Annotated in this window: 15 protein-coding genes; 5 read left to right on the top strand and 10 right to left on the bottom strand. The window is 42.7% G+C overall.

The window, feature by feature from the left end; translation table 11 throughout:
- Positions 1–51: 51 nt before the first annotated feature.
- From QWZ17_RS20245 to QWZ17_RS20230, 4 genes are all read right to left on the bottom strand, one after another.
- A complete protein-coding gene (locus tag QWZ17_RS20245; RefSeq protein ID WP_290307124.1) occupies positions 52–1461 on the bottom strand; it encodes a sulfatase family protein in 1410 nt (469 codons plus the stop codon).
- Positions 1451–3148 (bottom strand): arylsulfatase, encoded by a 1698-nt coding sequence (locus tag QWZ17_RS20240; RefSeq protein WP_290307123.1) that lies wholly within the window; start codon positions 3146–3148, stop codon positions 1451–1453. The genes QWZ17_RS20245 and QWZ17_RS20240 overlap by 11 nt, the downstream gene beginning before the upstream one ends.
- A 133-nt stretch (positions 3149–3281) precedes the next feature.
- Positions 3282–4343 (bottom strand): acyltransferase, encoded by a 1062-nt coding sequence (locus QWZ17_RS20235; protein ID WP_290307122.1) that lies wholly within the window; start codon positions 4341–4343, stop codon positions 3282–3284.
- Between the two features lie 80 nt (positions 4344–4423).
- The gene (locus QWZ17_RS20230) at positions 4424–4855 is read right to left on the bottom strand and encodes a DUF1801 domain-containing protein (protein ID WP_290307121.1); all 432 of its coding nucleotides are present in this window, start codon (positions 4853–4855) and stop codon (positions 4424–4426) included.
- Positions 4856–5293: 438 nt separating this feature from the next.
- On the opposite strand from QWZ17_RS20230, the gene QWZ17_RS20225 reads away from it, so the two are divergent.
- Positions 5294–5596, top strand: coding sequence for a hypothetical protein (locus QWZ17_RS20225; RefSeq protein WP_290307120.1), 303 nt, complete (start codon positions 5294–5296; stop codon positions 5594–5596).
- 70 nt (positions 5597–5666) lie between these two features.
- Positions 5667–6128, top strand: a complete 462-nt coding sequence (locus QWZ17_RS20220) for a hypothetical protein (RefSeq protein ID WP_290307119.1) — start codon at positions 5667–5669, stop codon at positions 6126–6128.
- A gap of 51 nt (positions 6129–6179) precedes the next feature.
- Here QWZ17_RS20220 and QWZ17_RS20215 read toward each other — a convergent pair whose 3' ends face one another.
- The 6 genes from QWZ17_RS20215 to QWZ17_RS20190 form a co-directional block, all read right to left on the bottom strand.
- Positions 6180–8156 (bottom strand): sialate O-acetylesterase, encoded by a 1977-nt coding sequence (locus QWZ17_RS20215; RefSeq protein ID WP_290307118.1) that lies wholly within the window; start codon positions 8154–8156, stop codon positions 6180–6182.
- 517 nt (positions 8157–8673) lie between these two features.
- Positions 8674–9882: a DUF4998 domain-containing protein gene (locus QWZ17_RS20210; protein WP_290307117.1), complete on the bottom strand. Its 1209-nt coding sequence runs from the start codon at positions 9880–9882 to the stop codon at positions 8674–8676.
- A gap of 20 nt (positions 9883–9902) precedes the next feature.
- Complete coding sequence (locus QWZ17_RS20205; RefSeq protein ID WP_290307116.1) at positions 9903–11072, bottom strand: DUF5000 domain-containing lipoprotein; 1170 nt, start codon at positions 11070–11072, stop codon at positions 9903–9905.
- Between the two features lie 50 nt (positions 11073–11122).
- Complete coding sequence (locus tag QWZ17_RS20200; protein ID WP_290307115.1) at positions 11123–13069, bottom strand: RagB/SusD family nutrient uptake outer membrane protein; 1947 nt, start codon at positions 13067–13069, stop codon at positions 11123–11125.
- A 22-nt stretch (positions 13070–13091) separates the two neighbouring features.
- Positions 13092–16238, bottom strand: a complete 3147-nt coding sequence (locus QWZ17_RS20195) for a SusC/RagA family TonB-linked outer membrane protein (RefSeq protein WP_290307114.1) — start codon at positions 16236–16238, stop codon at positions 13092–13094.
- Positions 16239–16577: 339 nt separating this feature from the next.
- Entirely contained in the window at positions 16578–17876 is a 1299-nt protein-coding gene (locus QWZ17_RS20190; RefSeq protein WP_290307113.1) for an MGH1-like glycoside hydrolase domain-containing protein, read from the bottom strand.
- Between the two features lie 283 nt (positions 17877–18159).
- On the opposite strand from QWZ17_RS20190, the gene QWZ17_RS20185 reads away from it, so the two are divergent.
- The 3 genes from QWZ17_RS20185 (at position 18160) to QWZ17_RS20175 (ending at position 22232) form a co-directional block, all read left to right on the top strand.
- Positions 18160–18894 (top strand): GntR family transcriptional regulator, encoded by a 735-nt coding sequence (locus QWZ17_RS20185; RefSeq protein ID WP_290307112.1) that lies wholly within the window; start codon positions 18160–18162, stop codon positions 18892–18894.
- Between the two features lie 79 nt (positions 18895–18973).
- A complete protein-coding gene (locus tag QWZ17_RS20180; protein ID WP_290307111.1) occupies positions 18974–20785 on the top strand; it encodes a class I mannose-6-phosphate isomerase in 1812 nt (603 codons plus the stop codon).
- Between the two features lie 37 nt (positions 20786–20822).
- Positions 20823–22232: a sugar porter family MFS transporter gene (locus QWZ17_RS20175; RefSeq protein ID WP_290307110.1), complete on the top strand. Its 1410-nt coding sequence runs from the start codon at positions 20823–20825 to the stop codon at positions 22230–22232.
- Positions 22233–22317: the final 85 nt, after the last annotated feature.

Raw genomic sequence — 22317 nt, 5'->3', positions numbered from 1 at the left:
AAGCCCTCGAAATCGGGGGCTTTTCTTTTATAATTTTTTCTCTCTTTAATATTAAAGACTTCCGTTTTCCGTATTCCCGGGAAATTTATCAAACAAAACCTTCAACTGCTTTGCCAGCTCCGGATAGTCGTTTATTACGTTGGTGCGTTCGCTCGGATCGTATGACAGGTTAAAAAGTTCGGTTACAGTTTGCTGTGGTTTGCTTAAAATACCACCGCTGCTGTTTTCGGCTTTAACTTCGCGGTATTTCCAATCGCCCTGCCTTACAGCCTCACAAATGCCGTTATTTACATAATAAATTTCGCGGTGTTTTGGATGGCGTGGCGCTTTGCCCAGTAATACGTCAGATATGGATTGACCATCGAGGGTTCGGCCTTTGGGCAGCGGCGCGTTTGTCCATTGGGCAAGGGTTGGCAGTACATCCAGGTTGCTAACCATGCTGGTAACGGTAGCATTTACAGGCGTATGCCCTTTCCAGTACACAATAAATGGCTCACGCACTCCACCTTCATAGCTTTGGCCTTTGCTGCCGCGGAAGACTCCCGCTGTACCTGCGTCCCAGTGTTTGGTAGCACCATCACCTTCCATGCGTGAAGGAAACTCTATCCATGGGCCGTTATCGCTCGAAAACATAAAAATGGTATTATCGGCTAAACCCTGTTTTTCCAGCACTTTCCAAATCTCGGCCAAACTGGCATCCAGTTGCTCTATCACGTCCCCCAAATGTCCTCCGTCCGACCGGCCTTTATTCTTTTTTGACGACGCAAACGCCACCGGTAAATGCGGCATATTATGCGCCAGGTACAGAAAAAATGGTTTGTCTTTTTTCTGTTGTTTAATAAACTTAACAGTCTCTTTAGTATACAGATCAACTAACGAGGAATCGGCGGGTTTTATAACCTCGGGCTTATGGTTACGGAAAATCTTTAACGTGGTATCGCTTTGTACATACGGTGCATGATAATCATGGCTGTATAATAAACCATAATATGAATCAAAACCCTGTGCCATGGGATGATTATAAGGCATATGATCGCCAAGATGCCACTTGCCTATCATTGCAGTTCTATAACCTACGCTTTTTAGCATCTCGGCAATGGTTACTTCCTGATCTGGCAAGCCTAATTTTGAGCCAGGGGCAATTGGATAAGGCAGGTTCATACGGGATGCATACCGACCAGTCAACAACGACGCCCGCGAAGGTGTACACGATGGGCTTGATACCACGTAGTTAGTTTCCCTCACTCCTTTCTGCGCCATTTTATCCAAAAAAGGCGTTTTAATAACCGGGTTGCCATAACAGCTCAAATCTGAATAGCCCATATCATCGGCCAAAACAAAAATTACGTTTGGCCTTTTTTGCGAGTAAGCATTCACACTGAGTATTATCCCGGTTAAAATAAGGGATAGCTTGAGGAGAATTTTAGATTTATACATATTTACCAAACTGTTATTTTCCATGTGGTTTAGGATATACATTGTTTGCAGCAGCCCACTGGTGCCACATACCAACCATCCGGTTTAATTTATCGGGATATTTATGAGCTACATCATTAATTTCAGTTTCATCGGCATTAATGTGGTATAAATTCCAGGTGGTATCATTTGATAGTGATACTGCTTTCCAACCATCATACCGCACATAGCGCGCGCCATAATGTTCGTTGAATAAAGCCTCATCGGGGCGGATAATACCCTTAAATGACGATGCGATGCTTTTACCCTGGGTTGGTAACACAGCATGCCCCTTGTAGGTAAGCGGGTATTGGGCTTTAGCCAATTCAACAAACGTGGCCATAAAATCTTTCACGTGACCTAACTGGTTAGATAAACTGCCGTTTTTTACGGTAATCCCTTTAGGCCAAAAAGCAATCATCGGTGTATGCACACCTCCCTCATATGATTCGGCTTTCCAATACCGGTACGGCGTGTTGGCTACATTGGCCCAGCGGGCACCGATGGAAGCGTACGAAGTTTCCAAACCGGGCAATACCTGCTTTTTCATATCGTAAACAATTTTTTCGCCAGTGCGGGTTTGATCCGGGCGATCGAAGCCGGGGCCGTAAGCAGTGCAATTTTCATTACTCGCACCATTATCGCTCAAAAATACAATGAGGGTGTTATCAAGTTTACCGGCATCCTTTAAAGCTTTAATAATGCGACCAATGCCCTGATCCATCCTATCAATCATAGCAGCATGTACAGCCATAGCGGCAGCATCCCATTCTTTATCGGGATTATTTTCCCAACTCAATTCGTTTTTAAAACGCGGTGATAACGGGGCTTTGGCAGGATCAATAATACCGGTCCTAACCAGATTACGATAACGCCTTGCGCGAATGGTATCCCACCCTACTTTATACGTATCTTTATATCTGGCAATATCCTCTGGCAAAGCCATCAGTGGCCAATGCGGGGCATTTTCGGCAACGTATAAAAAGAACGGTTTGCTATCCTTGCTAAAGTCTTTGATATAAGCTACCGCAGTATCATTAATGGCATCGGTATGGTAATAGTTTTTAGGTACGGTTTTAATGGGCGTAGTGCCGCTTACCAGGCTAAAGGGATCATGATAATCAACTACGCCCCAAATAGTACCAAAAAACTTTTCGAAGCCTCTATTGGTTGGATATTGTGCTAATGGCGAAAATATTGGGTAATAGCTTTGATGATTAAGCCATTTTTGCTGTTCTTTTGGATCTTTTTGCCCGATGGTATTGCTCACATGCCATTTGCCCGACATGGCCGTATGGTAGCCGGCCTCTTTCAACACCTCGGCAAGAGTAACAGAATTTTCGGCCAAATGACCAAGATAACCCGGTTCATCCTCTACATCAGTCATATTACCGATGCCGGCCTGTTGATTATAAAGCCCGGTTAAAAGCGATGCCCTTGTGGGACAACAACGGGAGGTATTATAAAAACGGGTATAACGGATTCCATGACCCGCAAGGTAATCAATATTAGGCGTATGAATTTCTGAACCATAGCAGCCAATGTCTGAAAAGCCCATATCATCGGCAAGAATCACTACTATGTTGGGGCGGGTATCTGCAACCTTTGCTACAGTTGGCTTTTTAGGGCGTGTAAAAAACACAAAAAGCGAGGCAAATAATAAGCCTGCAACTGCTAAACCAATTCTTTTCATATCAACAGGTAAAGATGATGGATTGAAGCTATCCTGCTTGATAAGAATAGCATGCCGCTAAAAATACAGTTTTGACTTTTACCTGCGTGTAATAAATACGATAGATTTAGTATATATTTTTTTCCGAGTTGTCTTATCCCACGAGGTATTTTACACCGGGAATTTTACTCATGATATAAACCAGCAACCAGGCCAGCAGGAAACAAGCCAAAGCTATCAGCGGGATGCTGATCAAAGGCGAAAACATGGCGTAGTTAATATCATTCAGATCAAAAAAATTAAGCACCAGCGCGTGGCTCAGGTAAATGCCCAGGGTGTATTTAGATGCGTTATCAAAAACGCTTTTTATCTTAGGGTTAAGCTGAACTTTAATGTATTTAGCCATCAACAAGGCGCTTGCAGCGAACACAGCCACAACGGGGCCAACAGGCTCATAGAAGAAGGTTTTTAGTTGATGGTCTTTTACCTGCAGGTAATAAGTTCCTTCCGTAATTAAAATCACAAAGAATATAAATACCACAGCCGCAAGCACCGGGATAGCGCGAAAGTTGAACTGTTTGTAAGTAAGATAATATCCCAACACCAGGTAGCCTATATAACCCGTAAAATTATGAAGATCAATAGCAGCGTTGAATTTGCTAAGATACGGCGTGCCGATAATCAGGGTTAAATACCAAATCACCAGGAAGTATAGCAGTTCTTTTTCGGTGGCATTTTGTACAAATTTGCTTAAAACAGGAATGATGAGGTACAAACCCATCAACTCATACACGTACCATAAATGATAATAACTACCACTGATAAGCTGATGCAAAACAAATTTGGTATCGGCCCATATATCCATGGTAAAGGTGATCTCTTCGTTATACAGGCGGTAGCCTATATAAACCAGGCTCCAGAAAATGAAGGGCAGTATGAGTCGACCAATTCGTTTTTTGAGGAAATCGCGCAGCTCATATTCGCGGTTTAATGATAAGGCTCCGGTAATCATCACAAACACCGGTACCGCGAAACGTACAAGCGCGTTGTAAATATCGCCGGTGATCCAATCCCACTGGGATGTTCCTTTAATGGCGAAAAGCAATGGCGAAGTGGTATGCAACACAATCACGGCAAACATAGATATCAAACGTAAATTATTGATCCAACCGATGTTTTGTTTATTATGCAGACCAGCAGCTTCGCTAAATTTCATCGGATAAACATATACAATATTTTGATGCCGTAAAAATTTACCGCCTCAATAAAGAATCAGCAAAACCGTAGCTCGAAGATTTATTTTTCACGGGTAATTTCAACGCCGTCTTTTATTGCCGCTTCAAGTACATCGATATTGATATCTTTTAATTTTTTGAATTTAATGCAATAACCCGTTACGCTCGCTTTGCCTAACTTTTCACGATAAGTTTGGGCTAAGTACGTTTTATCTTCAATACCAAGAATATAAACCGAAATCCCGGTTGTATTGGTACTCATGCCAATCTGATAAAATTCCCTCGTTGTTCCATCAGCATATTTGATGGTATAAAGCCCATAACCTATGTTAGGATTGCTGACAATTTTATTCTCGCTGTTTCTACCATCTAAGAACCATAATTTACATCCAGGTAAAGCATTAAGGATACGCCTGTGCAACTCCTCCATGTCATTACGTTTAGGTTCGGGCTGACTGGTAATGTAATTTTCAATTTGCTCTGGTACGTTCATATCAAATATTAATTAATGGGTTGTTTAATTGTCCTTTAAAACCTTGCACTATTTTAAAACTCAGAACTTCAAGCTAATATGCCATCCCAGTGTAAACGTTTTTAATAGGGTTAACATAACTTAACATATTTTGAATGTGTTTTTAATAAATAATTGATAATCAATTATTTATATTTTTTACATGGTTAACATACATTCCCTTGCCATATGAGGTATTCAACCCGGATCAGCCAATAAAAGTAAATTATCCTTTGATGCTTATATCGGCCAGGCACTAAGCATATCCCGTTAACTATCATTTAAATAACGGCTTATTGTCGCTAATAATTTAGATGCATTTGCCCAGTATGCCATCCTATATCTCGTCTCTGCCATCTTAAAAATACTTACCTTTGTAAAATGCCGCGTAAGTTATTAACGTCCTTACTGCTTATAATCATGATTCTCGCTTTTCAACTAAGCGGGATAAAGGCGTATGCGGCTACCGGTAAACAACAAACCACTAAAACCGAGGCAGCTAATGTTAAACAAAGTGTTCATCATAACCAACTGATAGCCGAAACCGGGACCGAAATTCATTTACCGGCGTTACAAATTACAGCTTCGGCAGATGCTTGCTTAACTTCAAACACAGCGCTTAGTTTAACCCAAGTTACTGATCTTTATTTAAATAATCGGTTAACAGTACCCACTTCCCGGTTTTACCGGCTCATTCTTTTCCCCTTTCACGGCTTCTGGTAAAGCTTGCTGATTTTATTACATTTTATTAGCGCGCTTTTATTAGCGTATTTATCAATTTTAATTTATCAGCATGAACCATATAACGGAAAATGCCCTGGTTGCGGGCGTTTTATTATCTATTGTACTTATACCAGTGGTGATCATCACCCGTAAATCAAAACAAAAACGCATAGCCGCTTTAAATCAAAGGCTTCAAAGCGTGGCAAATGAACACCAATTGAGTTTAACCCGCACCGAGTTGCTTGGCAACAAAATAATAGGTTGGGCACAAGCAGGTAAAGCCCTGTTGTTTGGCTCGGCGGAAGGTATTGCTATTAATGATTTGAGCAAGGCCGCACGCTGCTATGTGCTTAAAAGCATGAACGGCAATGCGGTAAAATCAATAATACTGCAAGTGGCAGATCCTGTTAACCGCCTGGTTTGCAGCATTCCGTTTTATGAGCAGTTTATGGATAACGAACTTGCTCTAAAACAGCTTGAACAGCAAGCTAAAGACTGGGAGCAGTTGCTCAACAACCAGTTTCAGAAGTAAACAAAAACCCTTCCTGGTTATAGCCGGGAAGGGTTTTTAGTTTTATAATAATTACTTTTTATTAAAGGTGATGCCAGGCCAGTCATCCGTACGGAAAGGTGATGCGGGTAAATTGGCCCCGTTGTATAAATTACATACCGGGTTAATACCCCAGGCATACCTTACCGCCACCGGTTCGGTTACCTGCGGACTACTCACTACTACCTTATCGCCCACTATTGTAGCATCGGCCCAGTAAAACTTCTGGTCGGCACCGGCAATGGCGAAGCCCTTGATGGGTTGGCCATCGGGAGTTTTAAGCCCGCCGGTAGCAAATTGGAATGAGAGGGTGACCTTATCTTTATCTACCGAAAACTTCTTAAAAATTGGACCAGAATAATCTATGTTTTCGCCATACGTTTTGGCCAGCGCTACAAGCCCTAACCTGCGCCCTACTTCCTGTTTATTTTTGGGGTGAATATCAAAACCACCCAAATCAATGGCTACGGCCATACCGGTGTTTGGCAGGGACAAGGTTCTGAGTTGTGCTTCACGTAATTCGGCCCAGTCAGATGCGCCGGGTTGAGTTTGGGTATAGTAGTAATTGGCCAATTGCACAAAGTAAAAAGGGAAATCGCCCCTATCCCATTGCTTACGCCAGTCTTTAATCATGGTTGGGAACAAATCCCTGTACTGATATGCCCTACCGGTGTTTGATTCACCCTGGTACCAGATAGCCCCTTTAATGGCAAACTGGGTAAACGGATTAATCATGGCATTAAATATCATGGTTGGCCGGTTAGGGCTTTTAGGATCTGTAGGAAACGACGGCATATCCCTTAAGTTTAACCCGATACGATATGGCCATGCACCGCTCAGCGGTATTTGTTCGCCAGCATCATTAGCCAGGAATAATTGTTTGGCATCGCTGTAAAAACCACCATTGCCGGCACCATCATATACCCTTACGTTGATGATATTCTCGCCGGCCTTAACCAGGTTACCCGGAATGGTGTAAACCCTTGGAGCAAGATAATTATTGGTTTCGCCAACCTTTTCGCCATTAAACCAGGTAATGTCGGCATCGTCAATAGATCCCAAACTCAGTTTAAGTGGTTTACCTGCCCAGCTATCGGGCACAACTACTTTTTTATGAAACCAAAGTACACCATCAAAATTAGAAAGTGTTTTTTCTAAAAAGCCAGGTAAAACCATTTCGCGCCATTTGGATACATCCTGATCCTGCCCTATCCATTTGGCTTTGCCCTCGCTATAACCCGAATCTTTTTGAGTAATAAGACTTTGCCATTCCTGAATTTTTACCTGGTATTCTTTTTGGGCATCGGCTAAATTCTCGGTTTCAATTTTGGCGGCGGCATCGGCAAAATCGGGCATAGTTTTCAGTGCCGGCCCGCTTGTCCAGGCTTCCGCTATGGTACCTCCCCATGAAGTATTAATTACGCCGACAGGGATATTTGTTTTTTTATACACCTCCCTTGCAAAAAAATAAGCTACCGACGAAAAATCGGCAACATAAGTTGGTGAACATTCCGTCCATCCCCCGTTGGCAACTTTAGCATCAGCCAAAGGAACGTTACTCGTTACCTGCACCAGGCGCAAAAGCCGGATGTTTGGATAATTGGCATCGGCTATTTCTTTTTCGTAATTATTGATCTTGCCCCAGCCCGCCAGCGGCATTTCCATGTTCGATTGGCCCGAGCAAACCCACACCTCTCCTATCAATACATTTTTTAATTCAATGGCTTCCCCATCAGATATGGTAATGGTATACGGGCCACCGTATGATGGTGTAGCCACTTTTATTTTCCAGCTGCCATCGGCACCGGTAATAGCGGTATATTTTTTACCAGACCAGGTTGTAGTAATGGTTACCGTTTTACCGGCATCAGCCTTGCCCCATATGGCGGCTTTAGTTTTTTGCTGTAAAACCATGTTATCGCTAAAGACAGATGGCAGGGTAACTTTTGCCTGGGCAAGCTGTAACGTGCACAACAAAGCAAGCGCTGTATTTAAAATGGGTTTAATCATAGGGTTGGTTTTGTTATTTATTGGTTGCTAAAGTTAGCATCTTACCTTAATACTTGTTGCTAAATTGATTAACTAAACAAAAAATATCGGTTTAGCAACAAAACCCGGCGTGTTGCCGGGTTTTGTTGCTAAACTTTTTTAATTCCCTCCAACCGAAATGGATGCGGTTGAGATGTGCGCAAATTCGCGAAGAACTTTCTAAAACCGACGAGAAACGAAGGAATGAATAATTGATTAAACCCATACCTCCGCCTTCCACCGATGTCATTAAGTTAAGAGATTGACAGGTTGCTCCATCGGAGCAAAAGCTTTGTAGCATGCGAAAATTAATATTTTTGCGTGCCGTAGGTACGCTACACAGGTTCCGTACCTACGGCATGGAGCATTATCTCTTGTTTTTTCTACAAAGCTCTACCCCCTATGGGGGAGAAAATCCTTAACTTAATGACATTGCCTTCTTCCCCAAAAAAAGGGATTGCAAATCCCCTAACTCGCTTCATTTGAACCTTACAGCTCACTACCTATCCCTGGTGTAAAACGAAAACTCTTCCATGGTCATGAAATCGCCGCCGCCCCAGTTAGTGAGCAGTTTAAAACGGAAATATCTGAATTTGGCCGTACCATTCGGTGCGGTAAACTCCTCACCTGCTTTGGCAAAATCAATATCGGCCTGTGTCATTTGCCCGACGGGTAAGCCAGATGGTTTAACAGAACTGTATGAACCAATTTTAGTCCAGCTGGCCCAGCTGCCGTCAGATGCCGGACTATTACTGCCGTATAGTTCAAATGTTTTAACATTCTGCAAATCGTACAACCTGTCATTGGCCTGCCAAACTTTAAATCTATCTATCGCTGTTGATTCACCAGCATCAAAAGTAAACCAGCATGGGATTTGGGATTGAGTTGCAAAGCCTGGAGGATTATAGTTTTCATCCCATAAATAATTTTCCAACCAGCCGTAACCCCCTTCTAATATATCCGTTGGCAGTATTACTATTTTAAAGTTGGCTTTTGATAGCTCCCTTTCAAATTTAGGCAGGGTAACTGACGATAAAGCCGGCGAAAAAGTTTCGAAGGCCGAAGAATCAGGTTTATATAATGATCGGTAAGTAAGCTGTGTACTTTCTTTAAAATCGGGTAGTTCGGTATTGGTTATTGTTGGCGGTACTATAATTGTTTTAGCAGCGCCGCTTAGGGCAATATAGTTAACTTCAATACCCAATTCCCCACCGGCAGCCGCGCCCCAGGCAATTTCAATTTTATTGCCATCGGCAGATGGAACCAGCGATTTTAAAGTGCGGTTAGTTAACGATGCCAGGTAACTTGGCCCATAAACCACACCCGAAGCGTTGCTTACTACCGATTTATGGTTTTGGCTATCATAAGTGTAAACTGTAAAGTTATAATTGCCCTCTGTTAAGTTGGGGATAATTATTTTGGCAGTATCCTTACCGGTGGTATGTGTAACCGGCGATTCTATGGAATCTAACTGGTTGTTCCAGTAAATTTTTACTTTGGTAACCAAAGGATCATTGCCCAAAACCACCGAAACCCTCACTTTGTTGTAGCCCGAGTTTACCAATACCGAGTCGGCCCGGCCGGGATAGGTGATCTCGCCGCCTTTTTCGTATTTCTTATACGCGTCGCCTGTTGTTTTGGTACATGAGCTTAGCCAGGTAAGCACGCCCAACATACACAACAGCGCAAAATATTTTATCGTTTTCATAATTTCAAATTGATGGTTAATTAATGTGTATCGCCCCACATCATAATCTCATAAAAATTCACATAAGTACCGTTCGACCAGTTTTGCAGCGTTTTAAACCTGATGTAGCGCACCTTAGGCGTATTTAACGGGAATGTGATTGTTTCGCCGGCATTGGCGGCATCAATATCGGCCTGCGAAAGCTGTCCTTCTGGTAAACCAGACGGTTTAATTTGGGTATGCGTGGTTAAAAGTGTCCAGCTACCATCAAAACTGCCATCGGGGTTGGGGTTGTTTGATCCCCATATTTCTACCACACGCGGGTTATGTAAGGTGTAAAAGTATCCCGGGCGCATAAACCAGGCCAGGCGGCTTAATTTGGCGGTTACTCCCATATCATAAGTAAACCATTGCGGCATACGGGCGGCATCACCGCTATGGTAAAAACCGTCCTGTGTGTTACCGTCAAATAGACCGGCAATGTTACCATTGTAGCCCAACGGCGCATCGGTTGGCAATACCACGCCCTTCATTTGGGTTCTGTCAAGCAATTGTTCAAACAAAGGCGTAACGGTAACTATCAGTGTATCTGATAAATTACCCCACCTATCGCGCACAAATACACCAAACTTAGTTGGGGTTGATGGCAAACCACGGGTTGAGAAATCACCTTTTTTAAGGCTGGTATAGTCGGTATTGATGGGTGAGAATTGCTTAAGCGAGTCATTAGTTAAAACAACAATAGCCAGGCTTTCCTCGGTACTGTTTGAAAACTTAACATTGATGCCGCCAAAATCGGGCGTTACCACCAAACTATCACGTACAATTTTTACCGATGGTGTAAGCGGATGTACCGTAACCACTAAGGGACTCGATACGTTTTCGCTTTTATCAACCGCGTACATGGTTACCTGGTAAGCGCTGGTATCGCCAAAACCTACAACGGTTAAATCGCTGTTGTACCTGCTTACCTTGGTTTCGCGCACCTCTCCCTTTTTTGTGATATAAGATGCCTTTACGTATAATAAATCGGCATCGCTGGGTACCTGGTAAGTTAGTTTTGCCGCGCCATGAAGGTTTTCAATTTTTACGTTGCTTACGGGGCCTGGTGCAACATTATCCTTTGTAACGGGACCAAGTTTATCCTGCTTGCATGAGTTAATGGCAAACACGCCCAAACCAATGCCGCAGATAAATAATATCTTTTTCATTATCTTATATTTTTGATGGATATAATTATTTGTTGACAACATCTTTAGTTTTACCAGCCAGAGTTTTGAACAAGGTTTGGATTAACCTGCAAGTTGTACTCCTTAACAGGCCAGAAATAATCTCGTGGGGCAACAAACTGCGGGTTATATAACAACACCTTACGGTTGTAATCTGCCGGCGTGCTTTGCAAAATATCCCAGCCATAAATTGGAGCGCTCAGCGTTTGCGGCGCGGTTTTCCAACGGCGCAAATCCCAAAAGCGACTGCCTTCAAACGCCATTTCAATGCCGCGTTCCTGGCGGATGATATCGCGCAAGCCTTCAACAGTAGTGTATTTGGTTGGATTGGTTGAAAAATTAGTCCATGAGCTTTCTACCGAATTTAAGCCGGCCCTTGCCCGTATCTGGTTAATATATGGCAGAGCGGCAGCCGAGTTACCCGATTCGTTTAACGATTCGGCATATAACAGGTACAGGTCGCTCAGGCGCATTTCCGGCCAGGGGTACGATTCTACAGTGGTATTAGTTGATGTATAAACCAAATTCCAATTCACCACCTTTTTTGTAAAATAGCCGGTAATAGAATACAAACGACTTTGCTTTTTGCCTGTGTACTGCCCCGATTCACTTTGAATATTGAACGTACCATTTTTCATAAACCAGGTTGAACCATCAAATGCCATATCGGCATAAAATCTCGCCTCGCGGTCAAAATGCAGCCCTACGGTTTGGTAACCATTTTGCATGCCTGCATCCTGGGCTGTAGTTGTACGCAACTTAAAGCGGTTGGCATAATCCCAGGTTTTATCTTCCTCAATGGGCACACCGTTTTTGGTATAAAACAGTTCGGCCATTTTCATTGGCGGCGCCATTTTACCCATCATATTCAGGTTAATATTGTTTGGATCTAACTGCGGACAAGCCCTTTGCTGCAGTGCGCCGGTTGGGTTACCCCCTGATGTTAAGCCCCATATAAGTTCGCTATTCCACTTTTCGCAAACCGCGTTACGGATATTCATTTCTAATTTGGTGGCATCATTAACCACAACAATACCCGGGTTAAAATAATATATTTTTAAACCAGCCGCTGTTGACGCGTCAATAGCTGCTTTACAGGCCGCCGCGGCACGGGTCCATTTGGTGGCATCATACGTTGGGTTAAAAAGCAGCTTACCACCGTTGCTTTTTAAACCGGCAAAATCGGTGTTGCCATTAAATAACGGACTTGCCGCTGTAACCAATACTCGGGCTTTAATTGCAAGCGCGGCAACTTTAGTAATACGGCCAAGCTCGGTTGAGGTACTGGTAATAGTTGCCGGCAAACCGGTATTGGCATCACCCGCGGCGGCATCATCAATGAGCCTCGCTATGTAGTTTACTACAGTATCAACCGGCTGCCTGTAAACTTTAAGTTGCTCTGGCGTTGCGGTAATGGGCAGGTTTTTATCTACAATTGGTATAGGCCCATACATTCGGAAAAGGTACCAATGAAAATAGGCCTTTAAAAACTTAGCCTCGCCTATCCACCGTGCTTTCAGGTAGGGCTGCAAATCGGTTACGTTGTTTAAGTTTTCTAAAAATATATTACAGGCCCTTATACCCTGCCAAAGCGATTTACCATCGTAACCATCCCAGTAGTTCATATAAGGATTGGCCCTGTTTTGATTACCGCGTGCAATGTTATACGGATCATTATAGGTGTAATCTTCGGCATTCATCGGCCAATAAGTCCAGGCCTCATCACCTCCGCTAAAGGCAGGGTTTTTATCGGGCTGGCCATCCTGCGGCAGATAAGCGTAAAGCGTAAATAAATATTTTTCGGCCTCGTTACGGTTAGCAAAGGCGTTATCAATAGTGGCAACATTATCGGGCACTACATCCAGGTAGCTTTTTTTACAGGATGATATGCCCACCATTACCAAAAACAGCATAGCAAGCCCCGCATATTTTCGACTTAAGAAATTTAAAAATCGGGTATGTATATTTAACAATTTCATGTTGATTTAAATTTTAACAGGCTTATAACTGAACATTTATCCCTACGTTAAACACCTTTTGAACCGGGTAGCCCAGGCCATTGCTGCCCTGCTCAGGGTCCCAAAGCTTAAAGGCGCTTATCAGGAACAGGTTAGTACCGTTGGCGTAAATCCTTAAGCTTGATATATGGAATTTTTTCAGCGCACGCTCTTTAATGCTGTAACCTATCTCTGCGGTTTTCATCCTCAGGAAAGCACCGCTACGCATCCACCAGTTTGACGGCTCGTTGTTGTTGGCATTTTCTGTTAAGCCTAAACGGGGCCATAATGCATACAGGTTACGGTTATCTTCAGACCAGTGATCTTTAGCAATAACATCAAGCAAACCATGTTGGTAAGGGCCATTAGCCACAAATGGCGATATGGCGTTTGGATCGATAAAGAACGACGACCTGGCCGATCCCTGGAAAAAGGTGCTGATATCAAAATTTTTGTAGCCGAAGGAGAAGCCAAAGCCATAAATGATCTCGGGCGTGGTTGGATAACCAAGGCCGTTAATCATATCCAGGTCGGTGATCTGTCCGTCGCCATTTAAATCCCGGTATTTGATATCGCCACCTCTTACCTCTCCGTAATTTTGTTTGGGCGAGTTTTTAACATCGGCGTCGTCAACAAACAAACGCTCGGCAACAAGGCCATAAACTTCGCCTAATGATTGCCCTACCCGCGATAGGTATTGTTCATTTGCCGGGTAATTTGGCTCTTCATTAACCAACAGTTTACTGGCCGCGTAGGTAAATGTACCACGCATTTGCAACCAGGCATTGCCAAAGCTTTTATTATAATCCATAGCAACATCAACGCCTTTACCTTCGGCAACCCCTACGTTGGCACTTACGGGAGCGGTTAAGCCCAGTGTTGTCGGAATATAAGCCCTTTGCATTAATATATTGCTGCGGCGTTCTTTATAAGCATCAATAGTGATGTTTAGGGCATCAAATAAGCCAAGGTCCATCCCTAAGTTGATTTTCTTTGATTTTTCCCAGGTGATGCCATCATTGGCATATCTTGAAATAGAAACACCCGGCCTGCTGTAGGCGTAGTTTTCGCCAAAATATGATCCGTAGCCACCATCGTTAAGGTTTACATTGGATAGGTAAAAGAACCTATCGTTGGGGTTACCTATCTGGTCGTTACCCACCAGACCATAAGTGGCGCGCAATTTTAAATTGTTGATTGTTTTTGATAAGCCCGAGAAAAATTTTTCGTTACTCACGTTCCAGGCAACACCCACAGACGGAAAGAAGCCATAACGGTTATTTTTTGCAAAGCGTTCGGACCCGTTATAACCAAAATTGGTTTCAAACAGGTACCGGTTATCATACCCGTAAGTTAACCTGCCGGATACGCCCTGGTTGCGAAATGGCAATGACGATTGCAGATCGCCGGCATTACCGGTAAGATAATTACGTTGAATACCAATAAGTAAACCGCTTACATTATGAACTTTATTAAATGTGCGGTTATAGTTTAGGGCTACCTCGCCGTACGTAGTGGTATTTACCGTTTTGGCACCTTCATTATAATTAAGGTATTCTGTAGCCGAGTTTTCATTTAGTAAAGTTAACACATAGCCTCTTGGATCGTTAATGGATGGGCTTGCCGCGTAATAGAAAGGATTATACTGCCTGCTCACGGTAAAGTATGAGTAGCGTTGGGTATAAACCATTCCCCGGGCAGACAAGCCTTCGGTAATAAATTTAAGATCCTGCTTTAATTCAAGCTGAACATTTAAGGTAGAGGTGCTGTATTGTTGAAAGCCAGATACCATATCGGCAAAAGGGTTATCATATACATCGCCGTTTGACCCTCTCGCCGCATTACCAAATAAAGGGTGTTTTACCAATGGCAGGTTAGAAGCCGGGAAAGTTGCCGGGAATAATACAGGGTTGGCATTCAAAGCGCTGTTAAATACCTGCCCGCCGCCACCAACAGGGCCATTGTAATCATCAAAGTCGCCGGATGTTCTTAAAATAGCTTCAGTAGACGAGGTAAGTTTTACGTTAATGTTGGAGCGGATCTCATAACTTCTTAAACTTACATTGTTGTTGAAATTATTACCCGTTTGCGCTTTTAAAACACCATTATCCTGGTTAATGGTGCCTGCTATATAATACTGCGCCTTGTTAACACCTCCGCTTAGGTTTAAATTGAGCCTTTGGTTATTGGTGTAGTTTTTAATAAGCTGCCCTATCCAGTTATTGCTTGGGTAAAGCAACGGGTTATTACCGGCCTGGGTATTATCAATTTTATTTTGCGTATAAGGCAGCGGAGCAAGCGGGTTACGGGTTAGCGCAGCTTCATTAGCCAGTTTCATGTAGGTGATATTATCGGCCAGGGCAAAATTTTGCGTATTTGACGATGTTGAATTTTCAAAACGCACGTTAAATTTAGTATCGCCCGCCTTGCCCGATTTGGTGGTAACCAAAATAACACCATTTGCACCACGGGCGCCGTACAATGATGAAGCGGCGGCATCTTTAAGGATGGAAAAGCCGGCTATATCATCAGGCTGTAAACGAGCCAGCGCGGTTGAGGTTGACTCCATCCCATCTATCAGGATGAGCGGGTCTATTTTACCAGAACCGAACGTGGTGATACCCCTGATAAAAAAAGACGCGTTATCGGCACCGGGTTCGCCGCTGCGTTGATACGATATTAAACCGGCTATACGACCGGCCAGCATGGTAGTTAAGTTACTGGTTGGGCCTTTAAGCTCCTTTGGGTTAATGGTAGTGATGGCACTTACCATGCTTTCCTTTTTTTGCGTACCATAAGCTACCACTACAACCTCGTTCAGGTCGTTTTTGTCATCAAGTAGTACTACATCAATAGTGCGCCGATCATTAACAGCGATTTCCTGTTTAACGTAACCTAAAAAGGAAAATACAAGTGTATCTGCCCGTTTAAGAACTTTGATGGTATAATCGCCTTGTACGGTAGAGATGGTACCAATTTTTGTGTGTTTAATGGTTACACTAACTCCGGGCATCACCAGCCCTTTGTTATCAACTATTTTACCACTTACGGTAAACGAAGTTTGCGCCCGGGAAACCTGCCCCAGTGCCAGTAGTAACATTAAACAACAAAGGTACTTCACCTTTAAATAGGTAAAAATTCTTTCATTCATAATTGGTTTGAGTAAAGGTTAAGTTATATTTTTATTATTTGTGTATACATAATTACATATTAAAAAATGAGAAACAAAATTTTTTACTTAAATTTTTTATTTACCTGTAAATATGTGCTTTAAATGGACTTTTCTCTTACAGATCGGTTTGAAAAATCGTCTTAATTGTTGTTTTAAGCATCAAATCATATTATTAAATGTAGATACATTATAAAATATTTTAAGAAGTTACTTTATATTGCATTTACCACGCTTTTTTTGTCGCTTAACGCAAAACGGGCCGCTTTCGCGGCCCGTTTTTACTTCAATAGTTTAAAGGATGTGATAGGTTGTAATATCTTATTTGTTTTTAGTAGCCCATTGCTTTAAAACGGTGATAGCGTCATACAAAACACCGGCTTCTCCCCTGAAATCACCAGAACCTTTGGGTGCTCCTGTTTGCACATCATACCATTCAAAAAAACCTTTATTGGCCAGCGCCCTATCCAGCATGGGCGATAACTCGGCGTAGGCATCTTTTACATAGCCATAACTAATCAACGGGGCCATCATACGGCCGCCAAACCAGGTCCAGTCGCCCCCGTTTTGGTAATTGTAGGGCTGCATGTTGGGGTATTGTTTGGCCGGATATGGCGGGTAAACCGTTATACCTATGGTGGCATGCTTTTCTTTACCTGCAGCGGCCATCATTTGCCTATTTATTTCCTTAACCTCGGCAGGCGTATTAAATCCGGCTATAATAGCGCATATTGAACCGCCAGTGTACAGGATTTCTTTTTCATTAAAATCGGGCGAGAATGGGCTTCCATTCAGGTAAATATGTGGTGTGTATTTTTGAGTAGTTTTATCCCATAGGTATTTGCGTACATTTTTTGAAGTAGTCGCCGCAACTTCGCTCCAATTTTGTTTTTCTCTATAAGCCTTCGGCTTCATGGCTTCAAAATCATGCAACGCTTTCACAAACATGGCGTTGTCATAAATATCAATAGTCCATTTTGTTTTATCATTGATAGCTACACCCCAGCCACTTTCTGATTGTACATCGCCCCAATCAATAGTAGTGGCCCCGGTAACCAAGCCATATTCTTTTGACCATCTGTCTTTTTGCAGGTAAATAAAAGCATCTTCCATACGCTCCAGCACGTTCTTGCCACCAATAACTTCATGAAGAATAGTTTTATCGCCGGTAACATCAATGTATTTTTTAACCGCTTGTACCAATGACGATTCCTGGTCGGTTTCAACCGTGTTTTTATGTGCCGCCCAACCACGCAGTAGCGGAGAGTAACGATACTTATACCCAACATTGGCTTTGGCACTATCTACCACCCCATCTACAATATTGCCGTCTTCGCCCTGGATTTTGAAAAACATAAGCAGGTTATTTTTCACTTCTTCTTTTGGGTGCGCCTTTAATGAACCTTTAATAAAGGTATTAAAATCACGAATCCAGACTTCGTTATAAGAGGTACCCGCAGAGAAACCAGAAAGCAATTTTACAGCGCGGGCCTGAATGGTATCTAAGCGGCTATCGGCTAAAATAGATTTAGCAAGAGCTGACTGGCTGCCAACCTGAGCATTAACATTTGAGCCTAAAAATAAAGACAAGGAAATAAAAACGGGCAAAATTAATTTCATGCAAACGGGATGTTTAGTTTTATGTGGTTTATAATAATGTAAGTGCCGGATGCAATTACATATATGTACAAACATAAAAACATAAACATAGATTCCAAATTTTCTGCACCTGTTTTTTTTCAAAAAAGCACATTTTAGCTATAAACTGGAATATACAACACTTTAAAGAGGGGCCTATTTTTTATAAAAGAACAGTATATACATATAAACATTATCATGTTCATTAAATAATGATTTAATTTGCAATACATATTATTTATAAAACCTTTACAAATACCGGGATATGAAACTTTCTATCGATCATAAAAGCGCCGTACCACTTCATATACAAGCCGAAAACCTGCTGCGTGAAATGATAAAAGAGCCCGAATATCAATCGGGCAAATTACTCCCAAATGAGGTTGACCTGGCCAAAATACTGGCTATATCCCGCACCACTTTACGCCAGGCCATCAACAAATTGGTTTATGAAGAGCTGCTTGTTAGAAAGAAACGACTTGGCACAAAGGTAGCTCAATCAAAAATGAGCTCAAAATCAATGAATTGGCTTAGTTTTACACAAGAAATGCAGGCCCGTGGCATCCCTATTAAGAACTATGAATTGCATGTGAGCTGGGTGTATCCTGATGATTTTATAGCTAATTTTTTTGATATCAAAACCGAAAAAAAGATCATCAAGCTGGAAAGATTGCGCGGCAATGCCGACGAGGCTTTTGTATATTTTGTATCCTATTTTCACCCCAGGATTGGCCTTACAGGCGACGAGGATTTTAAAAAGCCTTTATACGAAATGCTTGAAAATGATCACTCTGTAGTGGCCAATCTATCTAAAGAAGAGATCAGCGCCAAAGCGGCCGATAAACTGATTGCCGGTAAACTGGAGATTGACCCTGGTAGCCCCGTGCTATTCAGAAAGCGTTTTGTATTTGACCAGGGCGATAGGCCGATGGAGTACAATTTGGGCTATTATAAGGCCGAAAGTTTTATTTACACCGTAGAGAGCAGGCGCAACAGTTAAATTTTTATTAAATAACAAACGCTATTTGGAATTTAAGGGAAATACAATATGTTTGCACATTATGACATATAATGATTGTATGAGTAAAGATTCTGTTTTAAATGCCGGTTTTAAAGTTGACCAACAGGATTTGAGATCGACCAGGCAGTTTCTTATTCCAGCTCACAAAGAAACATCTACCGATACCAAATATGATATCTACCCCACCTTTAAAATTAACGAACCTATTTACACTGGCTTTGAAAGCCTTGCAACCTGGATAATAGCCCAGGGAAAAGATGTGGTAATTGACGGTTACTCGGCCGTGTACTGGGATATTTTTGTAGGCGAACTTAATGATGAACTTCACAGAAAAGGCGTTAATGTAAATTGGATAAACAGTAATACCGCTTTTAAATCTGAAGACGCCATCAATCAAATCATCTCCCCTGCTATGGGTGGGAATGACCCGCTGTTCGGCAAAATTTATGAAGGCAATCTTTCTGATTTTTTCGACTGCGCAAAGCTAAACGCTTTAAAACCCATTGAAGGGCAGCTCAACATCATATATGGCAGCGGGGCCGCATTGGCTAACTGGGATGCAGCTATGTTCTACATTGACGTTCCTAAAAACGAGATCCAGTTTCGTTCAAGGGCCAACAATATATGCAACCTTGGCGATAGACTACCCGCAGACCCCAAAATTCAATACAAACGTTTTTATTTTGTTGAGTGGCCTTTGTTAAACAAACACAAAAAACAACTGCTGCCATTAGTTGATATCATAATTGACGAACAACGCATTAATGACATCAGCTGGGCAACCGGCAAAACCTTACGCGATACCTTAAAAAACATGTCGCGCAATATGCTTAGGCCCAGGCCATGGTTTGAGCCAGGCGTGTGGGGCGGCCAATGGATAAAAGATAATATCGACGGTTTAAATACCGATGTGGTAAACTACGCCTGGTCCTTTGAACTTATTGCTCCCGAAAACGGCATCATCCTGCAATACCAGGATACCATGCTGGAGGTATCGTTAGATACCTTGTTTTTATACAACAGCAAAGCTATTTTGGGCAAAGCAGCCGAAAGATTTGGCGACGCCTTCCCTATCCGTTTCGACTTTTTGGATACTTTTGATGGCGGCAATCTTTCCCTGCAATGCCACCCTACCGTAGCCTATACCAAACAGAATTTTGGCGAAGATTTTACACAGGATGAAACCTATTACATACTCGACGCCAAGCCAGATGCCGAAGTTTATTTAGGCTTCCAGGAAAATATTGATAAACAAGCGTTCAAAACAGCTTTAGAAGATAGTTTTAAGAACAGCGAACCGGTGGAGATTGGTGATTATGTGCAGATCTTCCCGGCCAAAAAACATGACCTGTTCCTGATCCCTAACGGCACGGTACACTGCTCGGGCAAAAACAATATGGTACTGGAGATAAGCGCTACCCCCTATATCTTTACCTTTAAAATGTACGATTGGCTTCGCCCGGATTTGAACGGTAACCCGCGTACGTTGAATATCGACAGGGCATTTGAAAATTTAGACTTCGGCCGCAAAGGCGAAGTTGTTGCCGATACACTGATATCAAAACAAACCGTAGTAAAACGGGGTGACGACTGGCAGCTGATAAATCTGACCACCCATCCCGATCATTTTTACGCCGTGGAGCGGTTTGAATTTGACACCGCAATTGAAGAATACACCAATAACCAATGCCATGTACTAAGCCTTGTTGAGGGCGAAAGTATTACGGTAACAACCAATGGCCTGCAACAGGTAATTCACTACGCCGAAACCTTTATTATACCTGCCGATGCTGTTAAATACATGCTTAAAAACACAGGTAAAAATAAAGCCAAAGTAGTTAAAGCCTTTGTTAAGGACGAATGCTGCTAATACGAATACTATACTAAACCGATATATAACCAATTTTATGAGTAAGGAGCGCTTAAAATCTGTAAACAACAGGTCCACCTTGTTTTTGGTGGCTATTACTTTGGTGGCCACATTAGGGGGCTTGCTGTTTGGGTTTGATATGGCGGTAATATCGGGCGTGTTGCCCTTTGTTAAAAGCCAGTTCGCGCTTTCAGATGTTATCGAAGGATGGTTTGTATCATCGGCTTTAATAGGTTGTATTATTGGAGTAGCATTCTCTGGCGACTTAAGCGATCGCCTTGGCCGCAAAAAAATGCTGATGTTATCGGCTATACTGTTCCTGTTATCGGCTGTAGGTTCGGCATTATCATCCGGCTTTACTTTGCTGATTTTGGCCCGCATGCTTGGCGGCATGGGCGTTGGCGTAGCTTCTATTGTAGCACCGCTGTATATATCAGAAATAGCCCCTACAAATATCAGGGGGCGCCTGGTTACGTTTTACCAGTTAGCTATTACCGCGGGCATTTTGGTTGCCTATTTAACCAATTCGGGTTTGCTGAGCCTTTCGCTCCATTATAAAGGTGCCGGCCTGGGGCATGTTTTAAACCTGATACTGGTGAAAGAAGTATGGCGCAGTATGCTTGGTTTAGGTGTAATACCCGCCCTGTTGTTTTTTACCGGCCTTTGCTTTGTGCCCGAAAGCCCACGCTGGCTTATTCAAAAAGGAAAAACCCAGGAAGGCATCGTCATTTTAAACAAAATAAACGGCGGCGAAGCGGCTGAAAAAGATGCACTTCAAATCAAAAATATAAATGCGCAGGAGAAAGGATCGTATAAAGAAGTTTTTGCGCCAGCCATGCGTAAGCCTTTAATTATTGGTTTGTTGCTGCCTTTATTTTCGCAGTTCAGCGGCATCAACGCGGTTATTTACTACGGCCCCCGCATTTTAAGCGATGCAGGGATAAACATTACCAACGCGTTGTTAGGGCAAATCATTTTTGGTCTGGCCAACTTCATTTTCACCCTCATAGCCATCTGGAAGGTAGATAAAATGGGCCGCCGGCCTTTGTATATTGTGGGTGCTTTAGGCGCTACGGTTTGCTTGTTTTTTACCGGGGTTTGTTTTTATACCGGCGTTACCGATAGCATTATGCTGGTTGCAAGTATCATACTATTCCTGGCCTGCTTTGCGTTTTCTATCGGTCCGCTTAAGTTTGTGATCGCGTCTGAAATTTTTCCTACCAAAATACGCGGCCGGGCAATGGCCTTGAGCATCATGACCATGTGGGTAGCCGATACCATTGTTGGCCAGCTTACACCTATATTTTTAGGATCGATAGGTCCGGCGGTTACTTTTTGGTTCTTCTCGGCCTGCTGCCTGCTCTCCTTTTTTGTGGTTTACAAAATGGTGCCAGAAACCAAAGGCAAATCATTAGAAGAAGTGCAGGAGATTTGGGGCGGTCATTAGATGGCGAGGAAATTAATTTCAGACTTTGATAGTTCATTTTGGCTAAAGTCACCTTGCTTATTGTTTTTTTCCGCCCCATAAATGG

Source organism: Mucilaginibacter flavus, assembly GCF_030409315.1.
Lineage (GTDB): Bacteria > Bacteroidota > Bacteroidia > Sphingobacteriales > Sphingobacteriaceae > Mucilaginibacter > Mucilaginibacter flavus.
Note: the sequence above shows the minus strand (reverse complement) of the source record. Positions and strands in the feature narration are given on the sequence as shown.